Source organism: Pseudomonas sp. E102 (genome assembly GCF_052660185.1).
On record NZ_CP084025.1, the window covers coordinates 5,035,611 to 5,059,211 of the forward strand.

At 60.6% G+C, this 23,601-nt stretch carries 18 protein-coding genes; 8 read left to right on the forward strand and 10 right to left on the reverse strand.

Annotation, left to right across the window (positions count from 1 at the left end; genetic code table 11):
- Positions 1 to 642, reverse strand: coding sequence for an FMN-binding negative transcriptional regulator (locus tag DOCECA_RS22695; protein WP_434608780.1), 642 nt, complete (start codon positions 640 to 642; stop codon positions 1 to 3).
- A 102-nt stretch (positions 643 to 744) separates the two neighbouring features.
- Here DOCECA_RS22695 and pdxR point away from each other — a divergent pair, with 102 nt between their 5' ends.
- Positions 745 to 2,289, forward strand: a complete 1,545-nt coding sequence (gene pdxR, locus DOCECA_RS22700; protein ID WP_445571122.1) for a MocR-like pyridoxine biosynthesis transcription factor PdxR — start codon at positions 745 to 747, stop codon at positions 2,287 to 2,289.
- A 41-nt stretch (positions 2,290 to 2,330) separates the two neighbouring features.
- Here pdxR and DOCECA_RS22705 read toward each other — a convergent pair whose 3' ends face one another.
- The 7 genes from DOCECA_RS22705 to aspA all read right to left on the reverse strand — a co-directional run bounded on the left by DOCECA_RS22705 (position 2,331) and on the right by aspA (position 15,203).
- The gene (locus DOCECA_RS22705; protein WP_445571123.1) at positions 2,331 to 6,917 is read right to left on the reverse strand and encodes a dermonecrotic toxin domain-containing protein; all 4,587 of its coding nucleotides are present in this window, start codon (positions 6,915 to 6,917) and stop codon (positions 2,331 to 2,333) included.
- A 133-nt stretch (positions 6,918 to 7,050) separates the two neighbouring features.
- Positions 7,051 to 8,151, reverse strand: coding sequence for a polyamine ABC transporter substrate-binding protein (locus DOCECA_RS22710; protein ID WP_434649624.1), 1,101 nt, complete (start codon positions 8,149 to 8,151; stop codon positions 7,051 to 7,053).
- Between the two features lie 11 nt (positions 8,152 to 8,162).
- Positions 8,163 to 9,194: a histone deacetylase family protein gene (locus DOCECA_RS22715; protein ID WP_434608785.1), complete on the reverse strand. Its 1,032-nt coding sequence runs from the start codon at positions 9,192 to 9,194 to the stop codon at positions 8,163 to 8,165.
- Positions 9,195 to 9,526: 332 nt separating this feature from the next.
- On the reverse strand, positions 9,527 to 10,519 hold the full coding sequence (locus tag DOCECA_RS22720; protein WP_445571124.1) for an AraC family transcriptional regulator: 993 nt from the start codon (positions 10,517 to 10,519) through the stop codon (positions 9,527 to 9,529).
- Between the two features lie 182 nt (positions 10,520 to 10,701).
- Positions 10,702 to 11,706, reverse strand: a complete 1,005-nt coding sequence (locus tag DOCECA_RS22725; protein WP_434561578.1) for an asparaginase — start codon at positions 11,704 to 11,706, stop codon at positions 10,702 to 10,704.
- A 132-nt stretch (positions 11,707 to 11,838) separates the two neighbouring features.
- The gene (locus DOCECA_RS22730; RefSeq protein ID WP_434608791.1) at positions 11,839 to 13,290 is read right to left on the reverse strand and encodes an alanine/glycine:cation symporter family protein; all 1,452 of its coding nucleotides are present in this window, start codon (positions 13,288 to 13,290) and stop codon (positions 11,839 to 11,841) included.
- A 488-nt stretch (positions 13,291 to 13,778) separates the two neighbouring features.
- Positions 13,779 to 15,203 carry an aspartate ammonia-lyase gene (aspA, locus tag DOCECA_RS22735; RefSeq protein WP_030139110.1) on the reverse strand — a complete coding sequence of 475 codons (1,425 nt, stop codon included), beginning with the start codon at positions 15,201 to 15,203 and terminating at the stop codon, positions 13,779 to 13,781.
- Between the two features lie 182 nt (positions 15,204 to 15,385).
- Here aspA and DOCECA_RS22740 point away from each other — a divergent pair, with 182 nt between their 5' ends.
- From DOCECA_RS22740 to DOCECA_RS22760, 5 genes are all read left to right on the forward strand, one after another.
- Positions 15,386 to 16,303: a LysR substrate-binding domain-containing protein gene (locus DOCECA_RS22740; protein ID WP_420767105.1), complete on the forward strand. Its 918-nt coding sequence runs from the start codon at positions 15,386 to 15,388 to the stop codon at positions 16,301 to 16,303.
- A gap of 332 nt (positions 16,304 to 16,635) precedes the next feature.
- Positions 16,636 to 17,127 carry a 5-(carboxyamino)imidazole ribonucleotide mutase gene (gene purE, locus DOCECA_RS22745; protein ID WP_420767106.1) on the forward strand — a complete coding sequence of 164 codons (492 nt, stop codon included), beginning with the start codon at positions 16,636 to 16,638 and terminating at the stop codon, positions 17,125 to 17,127.
- A gap of 12 nt (positions 17,128 to 17,139) precedes the next feature.
- Positions 17,140 to 18,225, forward strand: coding sequence for a 5-(carboxyamino)imidazole ribonucleotide synthase (locus DOCECA_RS22750; RefSeq protein ID WP_420767107.1), 1,086 nt, complete (start codon positions 17,140 to 17,142; stop codon positions 18,223 to 18,225).
- Between the two features lie 102 nt (positions 18,226 to 18,327).
- Positions 18,328 to 18,573 carry a GlsB/YeaQ/YmgE family stress response membrane protein gene (locus tag DOCECA_RS22755; RefSeq protein WP_186611365.1) on the forward strand — a complete coding sequence of 82 codons (246 nt, stop codon included), beginning with the start codon at positions 18,328 to 18,330 and terminating at the stop codon, positions 18,571 to 18,573.
- An 86-nt stretch (positions 18,574 to 18,659) separates the two neighbouring features.
- A complete protein-coding gene (locus DOCECA_RS22760) occupies positions 18,660 to 19,196 on the forward strand; it encodes a DUF3299 domain-containing protein (RefSeq protein ID WP_434649626.1) in 537 nt (178 codons plus the stop codon).
- Positions 19,197 to 19,329: 133 nt separating this feature from the next.
- Here the strand turns inward: DOCECA_RS22760 and DOCECA_RS22765 are convergent, their stop codons facing one another.
- The gene (locus DOCECA_RS22765; RefSeq protein ID WP_445571125.1) at positions 19,330 to 20,229 is read right to left on the reverse strand and encodes a D-hexose-6-phosphate mutarotase; all 900 of its coding nucleotides are present in this window, start codon (positions 20,227 to 20,229) and stop codon (positions 19,330 to 19,332) included.
- Positions 20,230 to 20,286: 57 nt separating this feature from the next.
- On the reverse strand, positions 20,287 to 20,691 hold the full coding sequence (locus DOCECA_RS22770) for an acyl-CoA thioesterase (protein WP_030139126.1): 405 nt from the start codon (positions 20,689 to 20,691) through the stop codon (positions 20,287 to 20,289).
- Between the two features lie 372 nt (positions 20,692 to 21,063).
- Between DOCECA_RS22770 and DOCECA_RS22775 the strand changes: the two genes are divergently transcribed.
- Both DOCECA_RS22775 and DOCECA_RS22780 read left to right on the forward strand, forming a co-directional pair.
- On the forward strand, positions 21,064 to 22,362 hold the full coding sequence (locus tag DOCECA_RS22775; RefSeq protein WP_445571126.1) for an MFS transporter: 1,299 nt from the start codon (positions 21,064 to 21,066) through the stop codon (positions 22,360 to 22,362).
- A gap of 165 nt (positions 22,363 to 22,527) precedes the next feature.
- Positions 22,528 to 23,526: a phosphate ABC transporter substrate-binding protein PstS gene (locus DOCECA_RS22780; protein ID WP_053127032.1), complete on the forward strand. Its 999-nt coding sequence runs from the start codon at positions 22,528 to 22,530 to the stop codon at positions 23,524 to 23,526.
- The last annotated feature ends 75 nt before the right edge of the window (positions 23,527 to 23,601 follow it).

The following is a 23,601-nucleotide window of genomic DNA, read 5'->3' on the forward strand; positions in this document are numbered from 1 at the left end:
TCACTCCTTGGTGGATGCATCAGGCATCAGGCGTGACAGCGCCTGATCTTGCGGATCGGTGCTCGTGGCGAGACCGTTGCGCACTCCGGCGATATCTTCGGGGCTGCGGTTTTGGCTGAGCTTGCGTTTGCCTTCCAAGCGCTGGATAGGCAGCGAAAAACCAACGATGGCCTTGAGCATCGCTTCGACGTACTCGGCCGGTGCATCATCGAGTTTCCAGGGTTGGGCGCGGCCGGTTTCGTGACGTTCGGTGAGGGCGCCGACCACCTCGCGCAGGCGATGGGCGTCGCTGAAAACTTCGGCTGTGCCATAGGCATGTACGGCCAGGTAGTTCCAGGTCGGCACCACTTTGCCGTGTTCGGCCTTGCTGGGGTACAGGCCCGGGCTGACGTAGGCATCGGCGCCGGGAAATATCACCAGGGCCTCGGCCCCGGCCTCCAGGTCGCGCCATTGCGGATTGGCCCGGGCCATGTGCCCGCGCAGGCTTCCGTGGGGACCCTGTCGCGTATCCAGCAGCAGCGGCAAGTGGCTGGCCTGTAGGCCGTGTTCACCCTGGGTGACCAGTACGGCCAAGCGGCAATCGTTCATCATTTGATGTAACTGGGGTATGTCTTGGACGGCGAAGGCTTTTGGGTTGTACATGAAAGTTTTTCCTTGGCGAATGCCAGCATCCTAGGCAGGCTATTGGTCTGTTGTAAGAGCCACTCCAGGCCAGTTTGATAGGTCCATTCCTGAGGCTGTGTGATGAACAACCCCGTGCCGCCGCTGTCGTTCAACCCCGCTGGAATCGAACTGGATCGCCGCCACGGGCTCAGCCGGCAGCTTTATCAGGCATTGCGGGCCCGCGTCCTGGATGGTCGCCTGGCAAGCGGCACCCGTCTGCCAGCTAGCCGCGACCTGGCGGCGGCCTTGTCCATTTCCCGCAACAGCGTGGTGCGTGCGTACGACCAGCTCTATGCCGAAGGTTTTATCGAAGGACGCGTCGGTGACGGAACCTATGTGGCGAATCTGTCCGCAGTGGCGTTGCCGCTGAAGAAATTATCCACAAAAGCATCCACAGTCTTTTCAACAGACTTACCCACAGGTTTATCCACAGAATGGCTCGATTTACCTGTGGGCCCATCCAGTAAAGTTATCCACAGCGACGCGCTGCTACGTGTCGAAAAGCATCATCTGGCCCAGCCGCCGGCGGGACCACCGCGTGCATTCCGGGTGGGTGTGCCGGCCTTCGACCTGTTCCCTTTTGATGTCTGGGCCAAGCTGAACGGGGCTTTCTGGCGCAAGCCGGATCTTCAACAGCTGTGCTACGGCGATTCTCAAGGAGACGAACGCTTGCGTGGCCTGATTGCGGCTTACCTGCGCAGTTCGAGGGGCCTGCAGTGCACGGCTGAACAAATTGTGATCACCAGCGGCGCGCAGCAGGGCATCAGCCTTTGTGCACAGCTGTTGGTAGATCCCGGTGACGTGGTGGCGGTGGAAAACCCAGGTTATCGCGCTGCGGGGCATGCGTTTGCGGTGGCTGGAGCCGACGTCCGAGGCGTGCCGGTGGACAGCGATGGCTTGGATTGCGCGGCGCTCGCGGCGTTGAGCCATTGTCGGCTGACCTATGTCACGCCCTCCCATCAATACCCGACCGGGGTGGTCATGAGCCTTGCGCGGCGGCTGGAGCTGCTGGGTTGGGCCGAACGCAACGACGGCTGGATCGTCGAGGATGATTACGACGGCGAATACCGCTACAGCGGCGCGCCGCTGGCGCCCTTGGCCGCGCTGGATCGCCAGGGGCGGGTACTTTACGTCGGCACCTTCGGCAAGGTGGCGTTCCCGGCCCTGCGCCTGGGTTATCTGGTGTTGCCGCCGGGCCTGGTCGACGCCTTCGCACGACGACGCGCCGTGGATGTTCGCCACTCCGAAGTCAGCACCCAGGCCGTGATGGCCGAGTTCATGGCCGCCGGGCATTTCCAGCGACACATCAGGCGCATGCGTCGGGCGGCCCTGGCTCGGCGGGATGCGCTGTTGGCGGGTTGGCCCAAGGCTGTCGAGGGTGTTGGCGCCATGCCCACGGTCGTCGCCGGGCTGCATGTCACGGTACCGGTGGAGAGCATCGAGCGTGAACGGGAACTGATTGCCAAGGCAGCCAGCGTCGGCGTGGAGATCAATGGCCTGAGCGGCTATTGGTTGCCTACGACGCCTGCGCAGCTCCGCGCCGGGCTGGTGCTGGGGTTCGCGGCAGTCCCGCCCGCGGCGATCGGCACGGCGCTGGCGAGCCTGGCTAAGGCCTGGGATGTCTGACGGCCCGCGGCCGGGACATCAATCGCAGGCCAGGCTCGGCTTCATGGCCGTTTCTTTGGAAAGAACACCTGTATGGCCTGATCCACGGCAATTTCGCTGCGGTAACGATCAATCAATTGACGTTGGTTCAATCCATCCAAGGAGATGTCTGCCATGCCTGACTTGGCCTGCTCAGGGGTTCTCAGGTGTGCCGAAAGAAACTTAAGGTCGACCCCCCAAAAGGTGGAGTAGTGAAAGTCCGCGAACCATAGCGGCTTGCCGCTTTGCTTGTCCTGAATTTCATACCGGTCAAGGTATCTCTTTCCCACCGGGGTCTTGATGCGCTTTCGGTTGATTCGTTTAGTCACGTGGATGAGGTTTCGTTCGTTCAGCCAAGTGACGCCGCTCATGTTGGGCGGGCTTCGTTTGACGAGCCCCAGTACGGTGTCGTGTTCCTCGGCGCGTAGCGCCGTCGCTTCGCTCTTGAGCTGCAATCGCAAGGATTCGGCGGAACTCCGTTCTTCTGGCGCAAGTTCGACCGTTTCGTTCCTGGCCCGGTCGAGCGCCTTTTCGATTGCATTGGCGACTGTATCGAACCGGCTCGCATGGGCGCCCATGATCAATGAAATACCGGACGGTGTACGGTCTGGCTGCTGCACGTCATCTTGGACTTGTGTTTTGAAGGCAGAGAGTCCTTTGATCAGGGCTTTGCCTTTCTTGACGCTGGTTTTCAGAGCGGGGATCGCCGGAGGTTCGTTGGCCTCGATATGGGGGACCCATTCACCGGTTTCCTTACGGTGGAACAAAGCAATCATTTCACCGGATAACGGATTCCTCACCTCGACCCAACCCGTTTCTTCGTACGAGCTGGACAGGCGAGCCACGCCGCTGACGACTCCCCAGAAGCGGCCTCTGATGAATTTCCTCCTGGAGCGGGGGCGTTCCTCATGCACAGTCAGCGATTGTCTTTCATTGCTTCGCTCGTCGAGGGCCTTGGCCAGATGACGCAACGCTCGCTCTTTTGCCTTGGTTATTCGATTACCCAGATGCTTGAGTTGTTGAGTGTTAGCACTGTCCTGGTATTCGTTTCCCATGTAGTCCAGGTGCTCTTGGATGGCCGTGAACTGTTCCGTCAGGCTGCCGAGTGCATCGATTTGTTCGTCCAGCCGGATCTTGGTCGTTTCATCGAGCGCCTCGCGCAAGGTTTGGAAGGCCACCATCGCATTGTCGATCAGTCGGTCAATCTCCAGCCAACCTTCGGGCATTGTTTTAACGCTGTCGAGGGTCAGGCAGAGGTGGCGATACATTTCCAATTGAAGAATTCGTAGATCGTCGCTGGTGTAGGAAGGCATTTTTCTGCGGTATTCGCGCACAAACTCAAAGCCTCCGAGCCCGAGTTTCTTGAGCTTGGAAAAGCGTGTCTCAATATATTCCAGACGCTCGATCATGTTGTCACCGAGCTGAATCATGCTGTTGGCAGCATCGACGTGTCGTTGCTCGCGCATTTGGAAGCGAGGGGTGATCATGTCCCTCGCCTGCGCCATGGCGGGCAGAAATTGTTCCCGCAATATGTCCATGTCAGCGAAAGTGAAATTTATTTGCGCGTTCAGGTAACCAAGGCTCACGCGCGGAGCATCCGGCCTCGCCTGGAAGACCGGCCACTCCATCAAAGCGCTCAATGCCCGTTCATAGTTTTGCCGCTGCGTTTGCAGGGAGACTCTATAAGCTTCAGCAAAAATGTCCCTGGTATCGGCCGATGCCCGCTCCATGTTTTGAGCACCGATATTCAGCGCCCATTCGTTATACGTTCTGCTTTCTTCAAATTTTTTGAGTTCGGCAAGCAATTCGAGGTTGCGGCGTTGTGCCGCGACGACGACTTCCTGCCTGACGCCTTTCGATCCGCCGCCCCTTAATCGCAAGCGGCTATCGACTTGCCACTGGCCACGCTCATCCCGAAGCAAGGGAGGGCCGGGACGTGTGTCCTTGATGATGCTGACCGGCTCGTCCTTGACGCTGACCTCGAAGTATTGGCTAGCCAGCTTTGCGTACCACTTCCCATTTTTCGAGTAGAGGCCTTTGTGCACGCCTTCGCTCTGGGGTTGTCCGAGGTTATCGGGCGCATCGATGCTGAAGCTGGCGAGAAGCCCAGCGTGACTGCCGGATTTATCCATCAAGGCGCCGCTGGTATGGATGACCTCGTAGTGCTCTTGTGACAGTTCTTCTTGAACGAGTGGCGAAAGTGTCTCGATGCTGAGTTTGGGTAAGGGTGTTGGCACATTTGCTTTCGGGGCCACCTCAGGCGCTTCTGTTGGTCGCTCGCGGTTGCCGGCTTTGGAACGATCGATAGCAATATTGGCCACGCCTAACGCTACGTTCAACAGTAAATCAACGACGATCTCCCACTTGGGCTGGCCCTTGCGCTCTCCGTCGTCCTGCGCTATTCGGTCCACGTCCTCCAGTATTTGCCAGAGCCAGATCGCGGTGTTCGCCGTGGTGCCGAGATAGGGCAACGCCAGATTGAAAATCAGCCAACCCGTCTGTTTGAACGACTTCCAACGGCTCTCGCTATTGGAAACCGACTGTTTATCGGCGAGTGTCGCCAGGGCGTTGGCGTTGGCCTTGAACAGCAGCGGAATGAAATCGGCCCCCAGGGATTCGTCGCTTAAGGTGATGGGCCCCGCGCTGGCTAATGAAGTGATGGGGTTCGCCACGAACTCCACGGCGGCCCAGGGCGAAGGCAGGGCGCCCGGGAACACCAGCCGGCTGTAAGTGTCCCGTACGCCATCGGGCAGCCACGCCAGCACCGATTGGCGCAACGCAGCCGACTGTCTGATGCCATATAGCAGGTTGCTGAACGAGGGAAACTGGCGCAGCTGCGGTTCGAGCAACGGGCGGTAAAGCAGGCAGGGCCCGGCGCCGGGTGTCTGCGGGCCGATCACGAACATATTGGCCACGATGTCCTCGGAAATACCGAGCTGCAACTCTGGCACGAACGCCAGCTTGCGCAGGACAATGGCTTGCCCATCAACCTTGCGGTCGGCTTCCAGCGGCTCCATCAGCGCCGCGACGTAACGACAGCCGCGATCATCGATATCGCCCAGCCCCTTCAATTTACTTTCCAGCGCAAGCATGGGCAGTTGTATGCGTAGCTGTGAACTGAACAGGCGCTCTCGACGGGACGATTGCGTTGGATCGTCGAGTAGTTTTCGTTTGATCAGCTCTGGATAGACGCGACCGATATCGACCTGGGTAATAAGGCGCTCAAGATAGTCCACCGTCACCCATTCGGGGAGCTCGGTCCCGTCCACGGACTTCACGGTTTTATTGCCCTGAGGAAGCGCAATCAGGTTTTGCAAGGCGAGATCGATCAAGTTGAACTCGGTTGTGTCGAACTTGAACGGAACGACAAAGGTCCCCCAGACCACCGGGCTTGTTATCTCGATGACGATTGTTTCCGGTTTCAGAGTCGAAACATCGCTGTGGTCGGATTGCATCTGGGTTTTCAAGGCATTTGACGCGTAGTCCTTGATCGAAGGGATATCATCCAGGTAGGTTTCGCCGGCGTGGGAACTGCATAGCGCCGACAGGTTTTTCATGTATTGAGCGAACAACGTCTGGTCGGCTACTGGTGCGTTGCGTAACCAATCGGGTATCTGCTGCTTGAACCATGCCTCGCCTGGTCCGACCGCGATTCCACTGATGGGTATTTCGGGCTCCGCAGCGACAGCGTCCGACTCCGCGGGTGGGTTTCCGAGCACCTTGACCTGCACACCAATCAGTCCACACGCCTTGCTGTCAAAAATGTTTCCACACGGCTCATAGAGCCGCCAGCGTATCGAGGTGGTGGGGTGAGAGAGCGACAGATGACCGGCAATGGCCTGGCCCAATGCGTCACGTGTCTCGAATTTCTCATAACCGCCATACAACGAGTGCGTAAGGATCACCTCCTTGTCATCGATCTGGCCGATCAGGACGACCAGTGAGTTTTCGTTCAAGCGGGTGACCAGATTGTCAGCGACTGCATCGACGTCGACCAGGTACGCGTGGCTTTGGGATTTATCCTTACGGTCTTGCGGGTCGGGGTACAGGTAAAGTTGCCTGGCCATGGCACATTCGTCCGCCGTCCAGCCCTTGATTTGCCGTACGTCCCAGAATTTGCGCAAGGTATTGGACAGCTCATGCCAGCGGGCACCGTAATGAGCGAATGGCATGTTCCAGTACGCCAGTTGTTGTTCCTGGTTGGCCTTCAACATCGCGGGCGCCAGCTCATTGATCAACCTTCCGATTTGCTCGATGCGCACCGGCAAGTGCACTTCGGGTTCGGTAATCGGCAGCCGGGTCAGGAAGTGCAAACCTTCGATCAATAAGCTCGGATTTTCTTGGCCTGTCTGATCGGCCAGTAAGTTGCTCAGTGATTCATAACGGGTTGGCAGCGCTACGATTTCACCGTCGACGATGTCCCAGGCCGGTTCGGCGAGGACGGTTGTGTAGGGGTCCAGGTCCAAGGACGGGTAAAGGTCCTTGAGCGCACCTTGCAGGAGCCCGGCGGCCACTTCCGGGTAGGTGGGGCCTGCTAGCAATTGGTTGAGCAATGCTGCCTTGATGCTTGTATCGGACGTAGGGTCTGTGTCGGTCGAGTCGAGTGCCATTTGCGTGTCCCTCCTTGAACATGAAAAAACCGAAGCCGAACGCTTCGGGTTTTTCATGTTAGGGAGGCACGGACTGGGGGAGGTGGTAACTATGTATAGGCCGACGTATGACCTTGGCGCCGATACGACGTGGTTACTGGCCGGATTTGATTCGCGTCCAGGCTCGCGTGCGTGCGCGCTCGGCATCCCTCGGCAACGGTTGAAGCGTATACAGCGTCGCCATGGCCGCTTCGGTCGGGTACAGGTTGGAGTTGCCGCGGATCGCTGGGTCGACGCTTTCGGTAGCGTCTTTGTTCGGGTTCGGATAACCGACAAAATCACTGATCGGCGCGATCACCTGCGGTTGCAACAAGTAATTGATGAAGGTGTAGGCGTCGTCCGGGTTTTTCGCCCCTTTAGGAATGGCGAGCATGTCGAACCAGATCGGCGCGCCCTCCTTGGGCAGGCGCATGTCCACCGTCACGCCGTTCTTGGCTTCCTTGGCGCGGTTGGCCGCCTGGGAGAAGCTGCCGGAATAACCGACGGCCACGCAGATATCGCCGTTGGCGATATCCGCCATGTATTTGGAGGAGTGGAAATAGGTGATGTAGGGCCGAATCTTCAACAGCAGCGCTTGGGCCTTGGCGTAGTCCGCCGGCTTATTGCTGTTGGGGTCCAGGCCTAGGTGCTGCAAGGCCAGGGGCAGGATTTCCGACGGCGAATCGAGCAAGGCCACGCCGCACTGCTTGAGCTTGCTGATGTTTTCTTCCTTGAAGATCAGGTCCCAGCTGTCCACCGGCGCGTTTTCACCCAGCGCGGCCTTGACCTTGTCCGGGTTGAAGCCGATCAGGATGGTGCCGTACATGTAAGGCACGGCGAATTTGTTGCCTGGGTCGTTGGCCTCGATCAGCTTCATCAGCTTGGGATCGAGGTGGTTCCAATTCGGCAGCTTGCTGCGATCCAAGGGCTGGAACACCCCGGCTTCGATCTGCTTGGCCAGAAACACGTTGGACGGCACCACCACGTCGTAGCCAGCGTTGCCCGTCAGCAACTTGGCCTCCAGGGCTTCGTTGGTGTCGAAAATGTCGTAGATCAGCTTGACCTGGCTGTTCTGCGCCTTGAAGTCATCCAAGGCCCTGGGCGTGATGTAGTCGAACCAGTTGTAGACGCGCAATGTGCGCTCCTCGGCCTGAGCGGCGCCACACAGCAGCGCGGCGCACAGGGCCGGGGCCATCAAACGCTTGAGTCTGTTCATGCTGTTGTTCCTCATTGGGCGCTTTGGAAACCTTCAAGGACGTTCACGGCGTTGATGCCGATTTCTGCCACTGCGTAGCCGCCTTCCATCACGAACAAGGTCGGTTTGCCGAGGGCGGCGATGCGTTTGCCCATCGCCAGGTAATCCGGGCTGTCGAGCTTGAATTGCGAGATCGGATCTTCCTTGAAGGTGTCCACGCCCAGAGACACGACGATGACATCGGCATCGTAGCGTTGGACTTCGCCGCAGGCTTGCTCCAGCGCGGCGCTCCAGGTTTCCCAACCCGAGCCCGCCGGCAAAGGGTAGTTGAAGTTAAAGCCCGCGCCGGCACCTTCGCCGCGCTCATCTTCGTAGCCCAGAAAGAATGGGAACTCGGCCTCCGGGTGGCCGTGGATCGACGCGAACAGCACGTCGCTGCGCTCGTAGAAAATCGATTGGGTGCCGTTGCCGTGGTGGTAGTCCACGTCGAGGATCGCAACCTTTTTGTGCCCCTGGTCAAGAAAGGCCTGTGCTGCGATGGCGGCATTGTTGAGGTAGCAATAACCACCCATCAAGTCGCTTGCAGCGTGGTGTCCCGGTGGGCGACACAACGCGAAGGCGCTACGGGCGCCACGCTGGATGTCGGCCTGGGCGGTGAGGGCGACCTGGGCTGCGCTGTACGCCGCTTGCCAGGTACCGGCGGTAATCGGCGCTCCTCCATCAAAGCTGTAATAGCCGAGCTGGCCGTGCAGGCTGGTCGGGATCACCGAGCGCAAGGTGCGGGCCGGCCAGGTGTAGGGCAGCAGGTCACCGTCGCGATTGAACTCGGTCCAACGCTCCCAGGCGCCTTTGAAAAATTCCAGGTACGCCGGGCTGTGGACACGCTGGATCGGCGCGAGGCCGAAGTCCTTCGGCGCCTCCACCGGCCCCAACGCCCGAGCCTTGACCCGCTCCAACACATGGTCGGCCCGGGACGGCATTTCGAAACAGGGCATCAACTGCCCATCCATCAATTCGCAGCGTCCGTGGTGCAGGTGGTGATCGTCTGAGTAGATCGTCAGCATTCTTGTTCTCCGCAGGGCTGATTCGTTGGAACACAGTCTTGCGGCGCGAAGCGTTTCGGAGAACGGCAGGAGAGGCCAAAAGGGGATCGAAATGGCCAAAAGGTTTGACCGTAAATCGCCCCTTGTTGGCGCGGGTGTGAGCCGATTCGGGGCGTGGACGGGTTCGCAGTTTCACAACCCGTGGCGAGGGAGCTTGCTCCCGCTGGGGGGCGAAGCCGCCCCAACCGATCCAACGCGTTTCTATAGATAATCCGCGTCAGCCGGTTTGCGACGGCTACGCCGCCGAGCGGGAGCAAGCTCCCTCGCCACGGGGATCGTGTTGAAGCCAACTTTCACGCCCTGAACCGACTCGGCGCCACGCCGCTCCAGCGCACGAAGGCATGGCGAAAGCTCGCTGTTTCACTGAAGCCAAGCAGTTCGGCGATCCGGTAGATCGGCAGCTGATCCTCGCAGAGCATCTGCTTGGCCCGCTCGAAGCGCAGTTCATCGCGCAGTTCTTGATAGCTGCAACCCAGGTCCTTGAGGTGCCGGCGCAGGGTGCGCGCCGAGCAGTTCATTTGCTCGGCCAGGCCTTCCAGGCCCGGGGCGGCGTCCAGTTGCGCGCCGAGCAGTTGGCGGATTCGTCCCAGCCAGGCTTGGCGGCCGGTGAATTCAGTGTTTTGCCGCCGGCAACGTTCGGCCATGGCTTGATGGGTGATGGGGTCGGCCAGCGGCAAGGGTTGTTCCAGCCAGTGGCGATCGAAGGCGAAGGCGTTGTCGAAGCTGTCGAAGCGCACCGGGCAGTCGAACAGGTAGGCGTAGCGCGCCTGGTAGTCCGGCGCCGAGTGTTCGAAGCGCGCCGCGCGCAAGGGCAGCGGGTGACCGAGCAGGTCGTTGCAGATCACCTTCAGCGACACCATGCAGAACTCGGCGTTGAACACCGCCAGGGCCGGGTTCTCCCGGTAGTCGCCGGCGCTGAGCCAGATGTGCTCGCCGTCGTCCTCCAAGGCCAGCTCGAAGAGTGTTCCCAACAGCGCCGGGTAGCGCAACGCCAGGCGCAAAGCGTCACCTAAGGTGGCACTCGTGAGCAGGGCGTATCCCAGCATGCCGTAGGAAGAAACGTGCATGTTACGCCCCAATTCCAAGCCAATGTCGCGCTTGAGGGCCACGGCGTTGGCACAGACCTGCATCTCTTGGTTGGTGGTGATGCGCGTGTCGGCCCGGCTCAAGTCCGCCGTGCTGATGCCGCTGCCGGCCAGCAATGCATCACTGGGCAGGCCATCGTGCTTGAAGGCATCGAGTACCAGGGAGACGGCGTTGAGGGTGGTGAGGTGGGAATGCAACATGGTCCGTTTCCAGCCTGGGGAGACGGGAGACGGAGCAAGTTGTATGCCGGCCCAGGACCGCAAAGCGGCCACTAAACCTTGTGGGAGCGAGCTTGCTCGCGATGACGGTGTGTCAGTCGAGGCAGACGTCGACTGGCTGCCGCTATCGCGAGCAAGCTCGCTCCCACGGGGTTAACAGAGCGTCAGATCAACTCGCCACACAGATCCAGCTCAACCAGCCGGCGAACCTCATCCACCGGCAACCCCGCGCCAATCAATGCCTGCAACTTGCCGAACGCCGCCTCGCGGGTCATGCCGCCGCCGGACAGCACGCCAACGCCGCGCAAACGGCTGCCGGCTTCGTACACGTCCAGCTCGACGCCGCCTTCATGGCACTGCGTCACCGCCACGACCACCACGCCGCTGTCCCGCGCCCGTGCCAGGCTGGTGAGGAACGCCGGGTTGTCGCTCGGCCCGGTGCCGCTGCCGTAGCACTCCAGCACCAGGCCCTGGATGCCGCTGCCCAGCAGGCCATCGATGATCTCGGCACCGATGCCGGGAAACAGCGGCAGCGCCGCGACATTCGCCAAGTGTTTGGGCTGGTTGTAATTCAGCTGCGTTGGCAGGGAAGCCGCCTTGATGCCCCCGCCCTGACGTTCCAGACGCTTGAACGGATGACGGCCGAAGCTGCGCACTTTCGCGCAACGGGTCGGCGCAAGCAGTTCACCGTGGAAATAAAGGTGTACGCCCGGCGCCAGGCCTTGGCCCAGGGCGACCAGCGCGCCGCTGAGGTTTTCCCAGGCATCGCTGTCGGTCACGCCGGCGGGCAGCATCGAACCGGTGAAGCAGACCCGCGCATGCAGGCCCAGCAACTGGAAGCTCATCGCAGCGGCGCTGTAGGCCAGCGTGTCGGTGCCGTGGAGGATCAGCACGCTGTCGCAGCCTTGCACATCCACGGCATCGACCACCGCTTCGCGCAGTTGCTGCCAGTACGCTGGCGTCATGTTGGCGCTGTCGATCAGCGGTGCCATTTCCCGGAAGCGCCACTGGGGCACGACCAGTTCGGGTTGGCTGTGCAGGTAGTCGCGCATCCGCGCTTCGAAGCCGGATGCCGGGGCCAGGCCGTTGGCGCTGGCTTGCATGCCGATGGTGCCGCCGGTGTAGAGCACCATGACGTGCTGGGCGGCAGGATAGGTCGAGGCATTCATGGGAAGTTCTCCGAGGACGAAAACAGCAGCTTCACTCGCTGCCGCAACATAAGGTCGAGCATGACGCCGACCTTATGTTGTGTCACGCCGGACGCAGGGGATGCGCCCGGTTTTTTTCCAACAGACCGTTGATCAGCGTTGCGCTGCAGCCAGGCTTGCCGGAGCGTTGCCGGAATCGGCGGCAGGCGCCGACGGGCTCGCTGGCCAGGCTTTGCGGTCCAGGTCCAGGTCAGGGAACTTGCTCGAATCGAAGACAGGCACCTTGATGCCGGCCGAGCGCTGGTCGTCGTAGTCGCGCAGGATGCGCATGCCGACTTTGAACAGCAGGAACAGCGCGATCAGGTTCACGAACGCCAGCAGGGTCATGGTGATGTCGGCGAATGCGAACACGGTGCCCAGGTTCTCGATGGCGCCCCAGAAAATCAGTGCCAGGACCAGGGTGCGATACGCCATCAGCGCCTTGCGGTTTTCACCCAGCATGAAGCGCAGGTTGTTTTCGCCCAGGTAGTAGTTGTAGAGGATCGAGGTGAAGACGAACAACGACAGGGCCACGGAGATGAAGACCCGGCCCCAGTCACCGACCACGGCCGCCAGGGAGTTCTGGGTCAGGGCAATGCCGTCGCCTTCGAAGCCTGGGGTGTAGAAGCCCGACAACAGGATCAGCAGCGCGGTGCAGGTGCAGATCACGAAGGTATCCAGGAACACGCTGAACGCCTGGACCACGCCTTGGGCGACCGGGTGCTCGACGGACGCAACGGCCGCGACGTTAGGCGCGCTGCCCAGGCCGGCTTCGTTGGCGAATACGCCACGCTTGACGCCCATGACAATGGCGCTGCCAATCAGGCCACCGAAAGCCTGGTCCAGGCCAAAGGCGCTCTTGACGATAGTCGCCAGCATGCCCGGCACGTGTTCGAATTGCAGCACGATCACGTAGAGGGTCACGGCGATATACGCCAGGGTCTTGACCGGTACCAGCAGGTCGGCCACTTTGGCGATACGCTTGATCCCGCCGATGAACACCAGGCCCAGCAATACCGCCAGGCCCAGGCCGGTGTAGGTGGTGTCGAGGCCAAAGGCGTTGTTCAACGAGTGAGTCACGGCGTGGGCTTGCAGGCCGTTGAAGGCGAAGCCAAAGGTGATCAGCAGCAGGAACGCCATGATCATGCCCAACCAGCGCTTCTGCAGGCCGTGCTGGATGTAATAGGACGGGCCGCCACGGTACTGGCCTTCGGAGTCGCAGCGCTTGTAGAGCTGGCCGAGGGAGCATTCGAAGAAGCTGCTGGACATGCCGACCAGCGCGGTCACCCACATCCAGAACACCGCACCCGGACCACCGAGGGTCACGGCAATGCCGACACCGGCGATGTTGCCCGCGCCGACGCGGCCGGCCAGGCTGAGCATCAAGGCCTGGAACGAACTGAGCTGGTCGGTGCTGCTTTTCAGGCTGTCACGGAACACCGCGAACATATGAAAGAAATGACGGAACTGGACGAAACGCGAGCGGATCGTGAAGTAGCCACCGAGCCCGACAATGAGCGCGATCAGCACTTTCCCTGAGAGGAAGTCGTTGATGACTTCGAGCATGAGTATTCCTCGCTGTTTTTTGTTAAAAGCAAATGCTGGCCATTTGGAAACATCGTGTTACATCCGTCGGCACGCGGCTCGACAGAGGGGGCGATGTTTCGTCCCGGTCCACTTCGCGGGTTTGTTATTAGTTCGGTTTTCGCATGTTTCGAGGCCTCGTTGACGACGACCACCCATGCGAAGAGGGGCGGCACTATACCTATCAGTGCGACGCCCGTCTGCACAGTTGTGGTGCATACGACGAAACGAACCCTTTTATCTCCTGGCCTTTCGGTCAGGTTCCTGAAGGAGCAAGCCGGTTCGCGATGGCTGGCGACGCGGGGTACAACGGCAGCGCGTCGTTGTTTGTCGCGAGCAGGCTTGTTCCTACAAATTTCGCTGGCGCCTCAGTTGACGGTTAAAAAAAAGGGCTTGGGGTACGAGTCCCCAAGCCCTCAAAAGGTGAGAGGTGTCTAGTCCCTCGACCTGGTGAGCGGTGGTGGCGTCGATCAAGCCTTGAGCGGGACCAGACGCGGAGCAATCATGTTTTCCGGGCGCAGGATGTCGTCGAGCATGGCGTCGTCGAGCAAGCCTTCTTCGCGCACCAGCTCCAGCACGCCGCGGCCGCTTTCCAGGGCAACACGGGCGATGCGGGTGGCGTTTTCATAGCCGATGTACGGGTTCAGGGCGGTGACCAGGCCGATCGAGTGCTCGACCAGCTCGCGGCAGCGCGCTTCGTTGGCGGTGATGCCGACGATGCAGTGCTCGCGCAGCATGTCCATGGCCCGTTGCAGCAGGCGGATCGAGTCGAAGATCTTGAAGGCGATCAGCGGCTCCATCACGTTCAGTTGTAGTTGGCCGCCTTCGGCCGCCATGGTCAGGGCCAGGTCGTTGCCGATGATCTGGAATGCCACTTGGTTGACCGCTTCCGGAATCACCGGGTTGACCTTGCCCGGCATGATCGAGCTGCCTGGCTGGCGGGCCGGCAGGTTGATTTCGTTGATGCCGGTGCGTGGACCGCTGGACAGCAGGCGCAGGTCGTTGCAGATCTTCGAGAGCTTGACCGCGGTGCGCTTGAGCATGCCGGAGAACAGCACGAAGGCGCCCATGTCGGAGGTGGCTTCGATCAGGTCGGCGGCCGGCACCAGCGGCTGGCCGCTGATGGTTGCCAGGCGCTGTACGGCCAGGGCCTGATAGCGTGGGTCGGCATTGATGCCGGTGCCGATGGCGGTGCCGCCCAGGTTCACTTCGGTCAGCAGCTCGGGCGCCAGGGTCTTCAGGCGCGCCAGGTCTTCGCTCAGGGTGGTGGCGAAGGCACGGAATTCCTGGCCGAGGGTCATCGGCACGGCGTCTTGCAGTTGGGTGCGGCCCATTTTCAAGACGTGGCTGAATTCCTCACCCTTGGCGGCAAACGCCTGGATCAGGCTGTCGAGGCTGGCCAGCAACGCGTCGTGGCCCAGCAGCAGACCCAGGCGGATCGCGGTCGGGTAGGCGTCGTTGGTGGACTGCGCCATGTTCACGTCGTTGTTGGGGTGCAGGTACTGGTATTCGCCCTTCTGGTGACCCATGGCCTCCAGCGCGATGTTGGCGATGACTTCGTTTGCATTCATGTTGGTCGACGTGCCGGCGCCGCCCTGGATCATGTCCACCACGAATTCTTCGTGGAAATCTCCGCGGATCAACCGTGCACAAGCTTCGCTGATCGCGGCGTGCTTGGCTTCGCTGAGCTGGCCCAACTCACGGTTGGCGTCAGCGGCGGCTTGCTTGACCATTGCCAGACCGACCACCAGTTTAGGGTAATGCGAGATCGGGACACCGGAGAGACGAAAGTTGTTGATCGCTCGTAGGGTCTGGATGCCGTAATACGCTTGCGCCGGTACTTCGAGTACGCCAAGCAGGTCTTTTTCTGTGCGGAATGATGCAGCGGAGGACATGATGGAAATCATCTCAATAAGGACCCGGTCAGAGCCGGAACGCTGTGAATCCTAGGCTTTCGGAAAAATTTGGGCCAATGCTGTTAAACACTGGCCTATGCATATTCGGCATAATGCCCGTGTGACGCCGACAGTGCGGCGAGCGTGTGACCTGTTTTGGTGCGTCCCTCGGGAGGACGGTAATGAATCTAGAAAGCAAATGGCTCGAGGACTTCAGTGCCTTGGCCGCGACGCGCAGCTTTTCCCAGGCGGCCGAACGCCGCTTCGTGACGCAACCGGCCTTCAGCCGACGGATCCGCAGCCTTGAAGCGGCGCTGGGGCTGACGCTGGTCAACCGCTCGCGCACGCCGATCGAATTGACGGCGGCGGGGCAGTTGTTTCTGGTGACGGCGCGCACGGTGGTCGAGCAGTTGGGCGAAGTGCTGCGGCATCTGCATCATCTCGAAGGCGGGCAGGGAGAAGTCATCCAGGTGGCGGCGGCCCACTCCCTGGCGCTGGGCTTCTTCCCCCGTTGGATCGCTCAACTGCGTAACGAAGGCATGAACATCGCCACGCGACTGGTCGCCACGAACGTCGGCGATGCCGTGCACGCCTTGCGCGAGGGCGGTTGTGACTTGATGCTGGCTTTTTATGACCCCGATTCAGCCATGCAGATGGATCCAGAGATTTTCCCTTCGTTGCACTTGGGCCAGACCGAGATGTTGCCGGTGTGCGCGGCCGATCCACACGCAAGGCCGTTGTTCGACCTCGAAGGCGAAGCCAGCGTGCCGCTGTTGGCCTACAGCGCGGGGGCATTTCTCGGGCGTTCGGTGAACCAATTGCTGCGCCAGCGTGCGCTGCGCTTTACCACGGTGTACGAGACGGCCATGGCCGACAGCCTGAAAAGCATGGCCCTGGAAGGGCTGGGCATCGCCTGGGTGCCTCACCTGAGCGTGCGCAACGAACTGGCCCGGGGCGAGCTGGTGATCTGCGGCGGGGCGCAATGGCATGTCCCGCTGGAGATCCGCCTGTACCGCTGCGCCCTGGTGCGCAAGGCCAATGTGCGGTTGCTGTGGCGCAAGCTCGAGGGTGGGGTAGTGCAGGGTGTCACGGGATCTTGATAGCACTGCAAACCCTGTGGGAGCGAGCCTGCTCGCTATGGCAGACTAGCAGGCAATACTTGCTCGACTGATACACCGCTATCGCGAGCAGGCTCGCTCCCACACAGGGATTTGCAGTGCTGCAAGATTGACTTCTAAGTCAATAAAACCACCGCTTCAGCACAAAAGGCAGATGGTCGGCGAAAGTGCGTTTAATCCTTCGTTTTCGGTATACTGCCCGGCCTTCGGTCGGTTCATCCGGCCATCATTCGTACAACAAGCCACGCCGGTTTCCTGCGTGGCTTGTTGTTTTTTGACGCGCCCCAGGGCGCCCAGAGAGAAGAGGCACGACGATGAGTGCACTGGTTGGCGTGATCATGGGCTCCAAGTCCGATTGGTCCACCCTTAGCCACACCGCCGATATGCTGGAAAAGCTCGGCATCCCTTACGAGGTGAAAGTGGTGTCTGCCCACCGTACCCCGGACCTGCTGTTCCAGTACGCCGAAGAAGCCGACGCGCGTGGCATCGAAGTGATCATCGCCGGCGCCGGTGGTGCGGCCCACTTGCCAGGCATGTGTGCGGCCAAGACTCATTTGCCAGTACTGGGCGTGCCGGTGCAGTCCTCGATGCTCTCGGGTGTCGATTCGTTGCTATCGATCGTGCAGATGCCGGCCGGCATTCCGGTCGCTACCCTGGCCATCGGCAAGGCCGGCGCGATCAATGCCGCCCTGCTGTCGGCGAGTATCCTGGGCGCCAAGCATCCCCAATTTCATACCGTGCTGAAAAAATTCCGCGCTGAGCAGACAGACAGCGTCCTGGACAATCCGGACCCACGCATTGCCTGAGGTTGTTGAAGAATGAAGATCGGTGTAATCGGTGGCGGCCAGTTGGGTCGCATGTTGGCCCTGGCGGGTACGCCGCTGGGGATGAACTTCGCTTTCCTGGACCCGGCGCCGGACGCCTGTGCCGCTGCCTTGGGTGAACACCTGCGGGCCGATTATGGCGACCAGGATCACTTGCGCCAATTGGCCGATGAGGTCGACCTGGTGACCTTCGAGTTCGAAAGCGTCCCGGCTGAAACCGTGGCCTTCCTGTCCCAGTTCGTCCCGGTCTACCCGAGCGCCGAAGCCCTGCGTATCGCCCGCGACCGTTGGTTCGAAAAGAACATGTTCAAGGACCTGGGCATCCCGACGCCGGCCTTTGCCGACATCCAGTCCCAGGCTGACCTGGAAGCCGCGGTCGCTTCAATCGGCCTGCCGGCCGTGCTCAAGACCCGTACCCTGGGTTACGACGGCAAGGGCCAGAAAGTCCTGCGCAACCCTGAAGATGTCGCCGGCACCTTTGCCGAGCTGGGCAGCGTCGGCTGCCTGCTGGAAGGTTTCGTGCCGTTCACCGGTGAAGTCTCGCTCATCGCCGTGCGTGCCCGCGACGGTGAAATCCGCTTCTACCCGCTGGTGCACAACACCCACAAGGACGGGATTCTCAAGCTGTCCGTCGCCAGCACCGACCATCCACTGCAAGCCCTGGCCGAAGACTACTCCAGCCGCGTGCTCAAGCAGCTTGACTACGTTGGTGTGATGGCGTTCGAGTTCTTCGAGGTGGACGGCGGCCTCAAGGCCAACGAAATCGCCCCGCGTGTCCACAACTCCGGGCACTGGACCACTGAAGGCGCCGAGTGCAGCCAGTTCGAAAACCACCTGCGGGCGGTCGCTGGGTTGCCGCTGGGGTCGACCGCCAAGGTCGGTGAAAGCGCGATGCTGAATTTCATCGGCAAAGTGCCGGACACCGAGAAAGTCCTGGCAATCGCCGACTGCCACCTGCATCACTATGGCAAGGCTTTCAAAGTGGGGCGCAAGGTTGGCCACGCCAACCTGCGTTGCGCCGACCGTGCCACGCTGGCCCAGCAGATCATCAAGGTCGAAACGCTGATCGCCGAACAATAGTCTGCAACGGCGGTGGAACCATTCATCGGCTAACCTCTCTCATGGCTAAGTGCCAAAACCCGATCAGGGTTTTGGCTTAGCGTTCAATCAGAGGGAAATGCCATGGGAATCATCGGAACCATTTTAATCGGCTTGATCGTTGGCCTGCTCGCACGCTTCCTGAAGCCCGGCGATGACAGCATGGGCTGGATCATGACTATCCTGCTCGGTATCGGCGGTTCGTTGGCGGCCACTTACGGCGGCCAGGCCCTGGGCATCTATCAGGCCGGCGAAGGCGCTGGCTTCATCGGCGCCCTGGTGGGTGCCATCGTGTTGCTGGTGATCTACGGCCTGATCAAAAGAAACTGATCAAACCTGATGAAGCCCTCTCCGCGCGGCGCACGGAGAGGGCTAAACTGCCCGGCGTTTCATTCCATTCATTGCCGAGCCCTTTCATGCGCCGTCTAGTGTTGACCCTTCTTTTGCTGGGCAGTGGCCTGGCCCACGCCGCCGAGCTACCGGAAACCGACTGGCTCGAACTGATGCCCAAGTCGGACCAGAAAGCCCTCGAGGCGATGCCCGAGATCGATCACGACTCCCCCGAAGCCAGTGGCACCTTCACTGAAAAAGGTGGCTTGAAGCAAAGCAAAGGCTTGCCGGCGGTGATGTACTCGACCAAGACCGTGGCGTCAATGAATGACAAGCACCTGCGCATTGGCGGCTATCCGGTTCCTTTGGAGGCCGACGCCAAAGGCCGCAGCACGTTGTTTTTCCTGGTGCCTTACCCGGGCGCCTGCATCCACGTTCCCCCGCCGCCGCCCAATCAATTGGTACTGGTGCGCTATCCTAAGGGCGTGAAGCTCGACGACATCTATACGCCGCTGTGGGTCACCGGCACCCTGAAGATCGAGAAGGTCGACAACGACCTGGCGAGCGCGGCGTATGCGCTGGATGCGGAGAAGGTGAGGGTGGTGCAGGAGGCGGATTTGTGACCGGCCGGTTGACCTGACACAGTTCCAATTGTGGGAGCGAGCTTGCTCGCGATGGCGATACGTCAGTCGATGCAGGTGTTGACTGTCAGTCCGCTATCGCGAGCAAGCTCGCTCCCACAGTAGCCTTGCGGTGTCAGAGCGGCTTGCTGCAAATACTCACGCCAAGGGTATGGCTGGCGTCCGGCAACAACGTCACCGCATCATCCATCACGTTGGCCGTCTCGATGCAAAGCATGCGCTGCCAGCCATCGTCGGCCATGTCGCTGAAGGCCTTGGCGCGATCGGTCCAGGGGTTCCAGATCACCGCCGAGCGTGATCCGCTTGCGGTCAGTTCTATGCGTCGATTCCAATGGGGGTCGACGATGCTCAGTGTCGGTGGGGTATCGAGATAGATACGGTCGGTTTCACCGACGAAGCGCAGGTCGCCCGCCTGGGTGTGTGTATTCCACTCGTCCAGCGTCTCGATGTAGTCCAGGCCGTCGACCCCGTCGACCTGTACGTTGCGCACATCGCTGACCGCGAAATAGCTGTGCAGCGCCTGGCTGAGGCTGACGGTCTCGCTGCCTCGGTTATGGCTGGTGAGGCGGATATGCAGTTGCTCATCCATCACGATGGTCAGCGTCAGGTCGACCTGATGGGGCCACCCAGGCAGGCCGTTTTCCGGGTAGGGCAGCATGAATTCGATTTTCAGGCGCTCGCCCACGGCCTCGATGCCTTTCAATTCCCAATCCATCGCTCGCACCAGGCCGTGGGCCGTGGCCGGTTCATTGCTGACGCGCATGGCCTGGATGCTGTCGGGGTTGCGGGTCAGGTTGCCGAACCAGGGCCAGCACACCGGCACACCGGCGCGGATGCTCTTGCCCGCCTTGAACGTAGCCTGGTCATTGAGCCAGATCAGCGGCGGCTGGCCATCCACCTGATAGCTGAGGATATGCGCGCCTTGCTGGGCCACCAGCAACTCGGCCTGACCGTGGCGGATGCGCCAACCGTTCAGTTCATCCAGTTTGACGGCTTCGACATTGGGCGTAGGCATGGGACGCATCTCGTTCAGGAACATGGACTGCAATGGACCGCAAAACGGCCCCCGCGTTTAACGGGCGCGTGGTGGAACCGAGCGAGTGCGGCCACTGCCGTCGATGGCGACGAAGACGAACACCGCTTCGGTGACCTTGCGCCATTCGCTGGACAACGGATCATCGCTCCACACCTCGACCATCATCTGGATCGAGCTGCGGCCGATCTCCAACGCCTGGGTATAGAAGGACAACTGCGCACCCACCGCCACCGGTACCAGGAACGCCATGCGATCAATCGCCACGGTCGCCACGCGGCCGCCCGCCACCTTGCTGGCCATCGCAGTGCCCGCCAGGTCCATCTGGGACACCAGCCAGCCGCCGAAAATGTCGCCGAAGCCGTTGGTATCACGGGGAAGCGCGGTGATTTGCAGGGCCAGGTCGCCTTGCGGGATTGGATCTTCTTGTTCGAGCTCTATCATGCCGGGGGTGCCTCTGACCCGTAACTCTGTCTTGTCTTTCAGGTGAATAGCCGTCTTTGTAAAAAACGATTCAGCCCGAACTGCCACGTTCGTCACGTTTTTCGTAAAGGCGCGCCAAAGGGAAACTCTGCGAAACCGGCTGATCTTGTACTACATCACCAACGGCGTTTTCGCACAGCAACCCCTTACAGAGTGTCGCAAGGTTGCGAGTATATCGGGCGATAGACGTCGAGACGACCACTGGGTTCTGATTTTGACTGTCAATTACGCGCCTCTATGTGCTTTTTCGAACAATTTGCTATCGTGCCGAACCTGCCCGGGCTCTCATCAGTGTTGTCGGGCCGAGAACCGACTATAAGAGAAACCCTTGCCATGACCACTGCGCCTTCGAGCACGGCGACGCCCGCACAACCCGCCCGTCCGCTGACCCGTAACGACTACAAGACCCTGTCGCTTTCTGCCCTGGGCGGCGCGCTGGAGTTCTACGATTTCATTATTTTCGTGTTCTTCGCCACCGTGGTCGGCAAGCTGTTCTTCCCCGCTGAAATGCCCGAATGGCTGCGCCTGATGCAAACGTTTGGCATTTTTGCCGCCGGATATCTGGCCCGGCCGCTGGGCGGGATCATCATGGCTCACTTCGGCGACCTGCTGGGGCGCAAGAAAATGTTCACCCTGAGCATTTTCATGATGGCCGTGCCGACCCTGATCATGGGTTTGTTGCCGACCTACGCGCAGATCGGCATGTGGGCGCCGATTCTCTTGTTGCTGATGCGCGTGATCCAGGGGGCGGCGATCGGTGGCGAGGTACCGGGGGCCTGGGTATTCGTTTCCGAGCACGTGCCGGCGCGCCACATCGGCTACGCCTGCGGCACCCTGACCTGCGGCCTGACGGCGGGGATTCTGTTGGGTTCGTTGGTCGCCACCGCCATCAATAGCATTTATACGCCGGTGGAAGTGGCGGATTACGCTTGGCGAATCCCGTTCCTGCTGGGCGGCGTGTTCGGCCTGTTTTCGGTGTACCTGCGTCGCTGGCTGCACGAAACCCCGGTGTTTGCCGAACTGCAATTGCGCAAGGCCTTGGCCGAAGAAGTGCCGTTGCGCGCCGTGCTGCGCGACCATCGTGGAGCCATTGTCATTTCCATGCTGTTGACGTGGCTGCTGTCGGCCGGCGTCATCGTAGTCATCCTGATGACCCCGACGGTGTTGCAGACGGTGCACCACTTCAGCCCGACCACGGCGTTGCAGGCCAATAGCCTGGCAATCGTATTCCTGAGTTTCGGTTGCATTGGCGCCGGTGTATTAGCCGACCGCTTTGGTGCCGGCCGGGTGTTCGTGTTTGGCAGCGGTTTGTTGTTGATCACGTTCTGGGGCTTCTATCACAGCCTGTTCACTCACCCTGAGTGGCTGTTCCCGCTCTACGCCTTGAGTGGCTTGCTGGTGGGCACCATCGGCGCAGTGCCCTACGTCATGGTCAATGCCTTCCCGGCCGTGGTGCGCTTCAGTGGGCTATCGTTTTCCTACAACCTGGCCTACGCAATCTTCGGCGGTTTGACGCCAATGATCGTGACCCTGCTGTTGAAAGAAAGCCCGATGGGGCCGGCGTATTACGTCGCGATCATCTGCGGCATCGGGATGGTGATCGGTGGGTATCTTTGGAAGAAAGGCCGCTAAGCGGCGCCGAACAGCCCTGTGGCGAGGGGATGAATCCCTTCGCCACAACATCCTGCAAACCTCAATGCTGGCCTTTCATCCAATTGTCATATTTCAGCCATAGAGTGTTCACACGGCTTCCCAATACTTGGCCGACTTAACACACCTATCTGCTAGGAGTAAGGCATGAAACTGAAGCGTTTGATGGCGGCAATGACCTTTGTCGCTGCTGGCGTTGCGACTGCCAACGCGGTTGCCGCTGTTGACCCTGCGATCCCGAGCTACACCAAGACCACTGGTGTGTCGGGCAACCTGTCCAGCGTCGGCTCCGATACCCTGGCCAACCTGATGACCTTGTGGGCCGAGAACTACAAGAAAGAATACCCGAACGTAAACATCCAGATTCAGGCCGCCGGTTCCTCCACCGCGCCACCCGCACTCACCGAAGGCACCGCCAACCTGGGCCCGATGAGCCGCAAGATGAAAGACAACGAGCTGCAGGCCTTCGAACAGAAGTACGGCTACAAGCCAACCGCTATCCCGGTTGCCGTGGACGCCCTGGCCGTGTTCGTGCACAAGGACAACCCGATCAAGCACCTGACCATGGCCCAGGTCGATGCGATCTTCTCCTCGACTCGCCTGTGCGGCGCCAAGGCTGACGTCAAGACCTGGGGCGACCTGGGCGTGACCGGCGACCTGGCCAACAAGCCAGTCCAGCTGTTCGGTCGCAACTCGGTGTCCGGCACCTACGGCTACTTCAAGGAAGAAGCCCTGTGCAAGGGCGACTACAAGCCAAACGTCAACGAGCAGCCGGGTTCGGCTTCGGTTGTGCAGTCGATCAGCAGCTCGCTTAACGGCATCGGCTACTCGGGTATCGGCTACAAGACCGCCAGCGTGAAAACCGTTGCCCTGGCCAAGAAAGAAGGCGGCGAGTTCATCGAAGACACCGAAGAAAACGCTCTGAACGGCAAGTACCCGCTGTCGCGTTTCCTCTACGTCTACGTCAACAAGGCGCCGAACAAGCCTCTGGCCCCGCTGGAAGCCGAGTTCGTGAAGCTGATCCTGTCCAAGCAAGGCCAGGAAGTCGTGGTCAAGGACGGCTACATCCCGGTTCCAGCCAAAGTTGCCGCCAAGGCACTGGCTGACCTGGGCCTGCAGGAAGGCGGCAACGTCGCCAAGCAGTAACACCTGAGCCCGGGCCAACGCCCGGGCTGCGGTGGGAGTGCAGACCACTTCCACCGCCCAATTTCCCCATCCGCT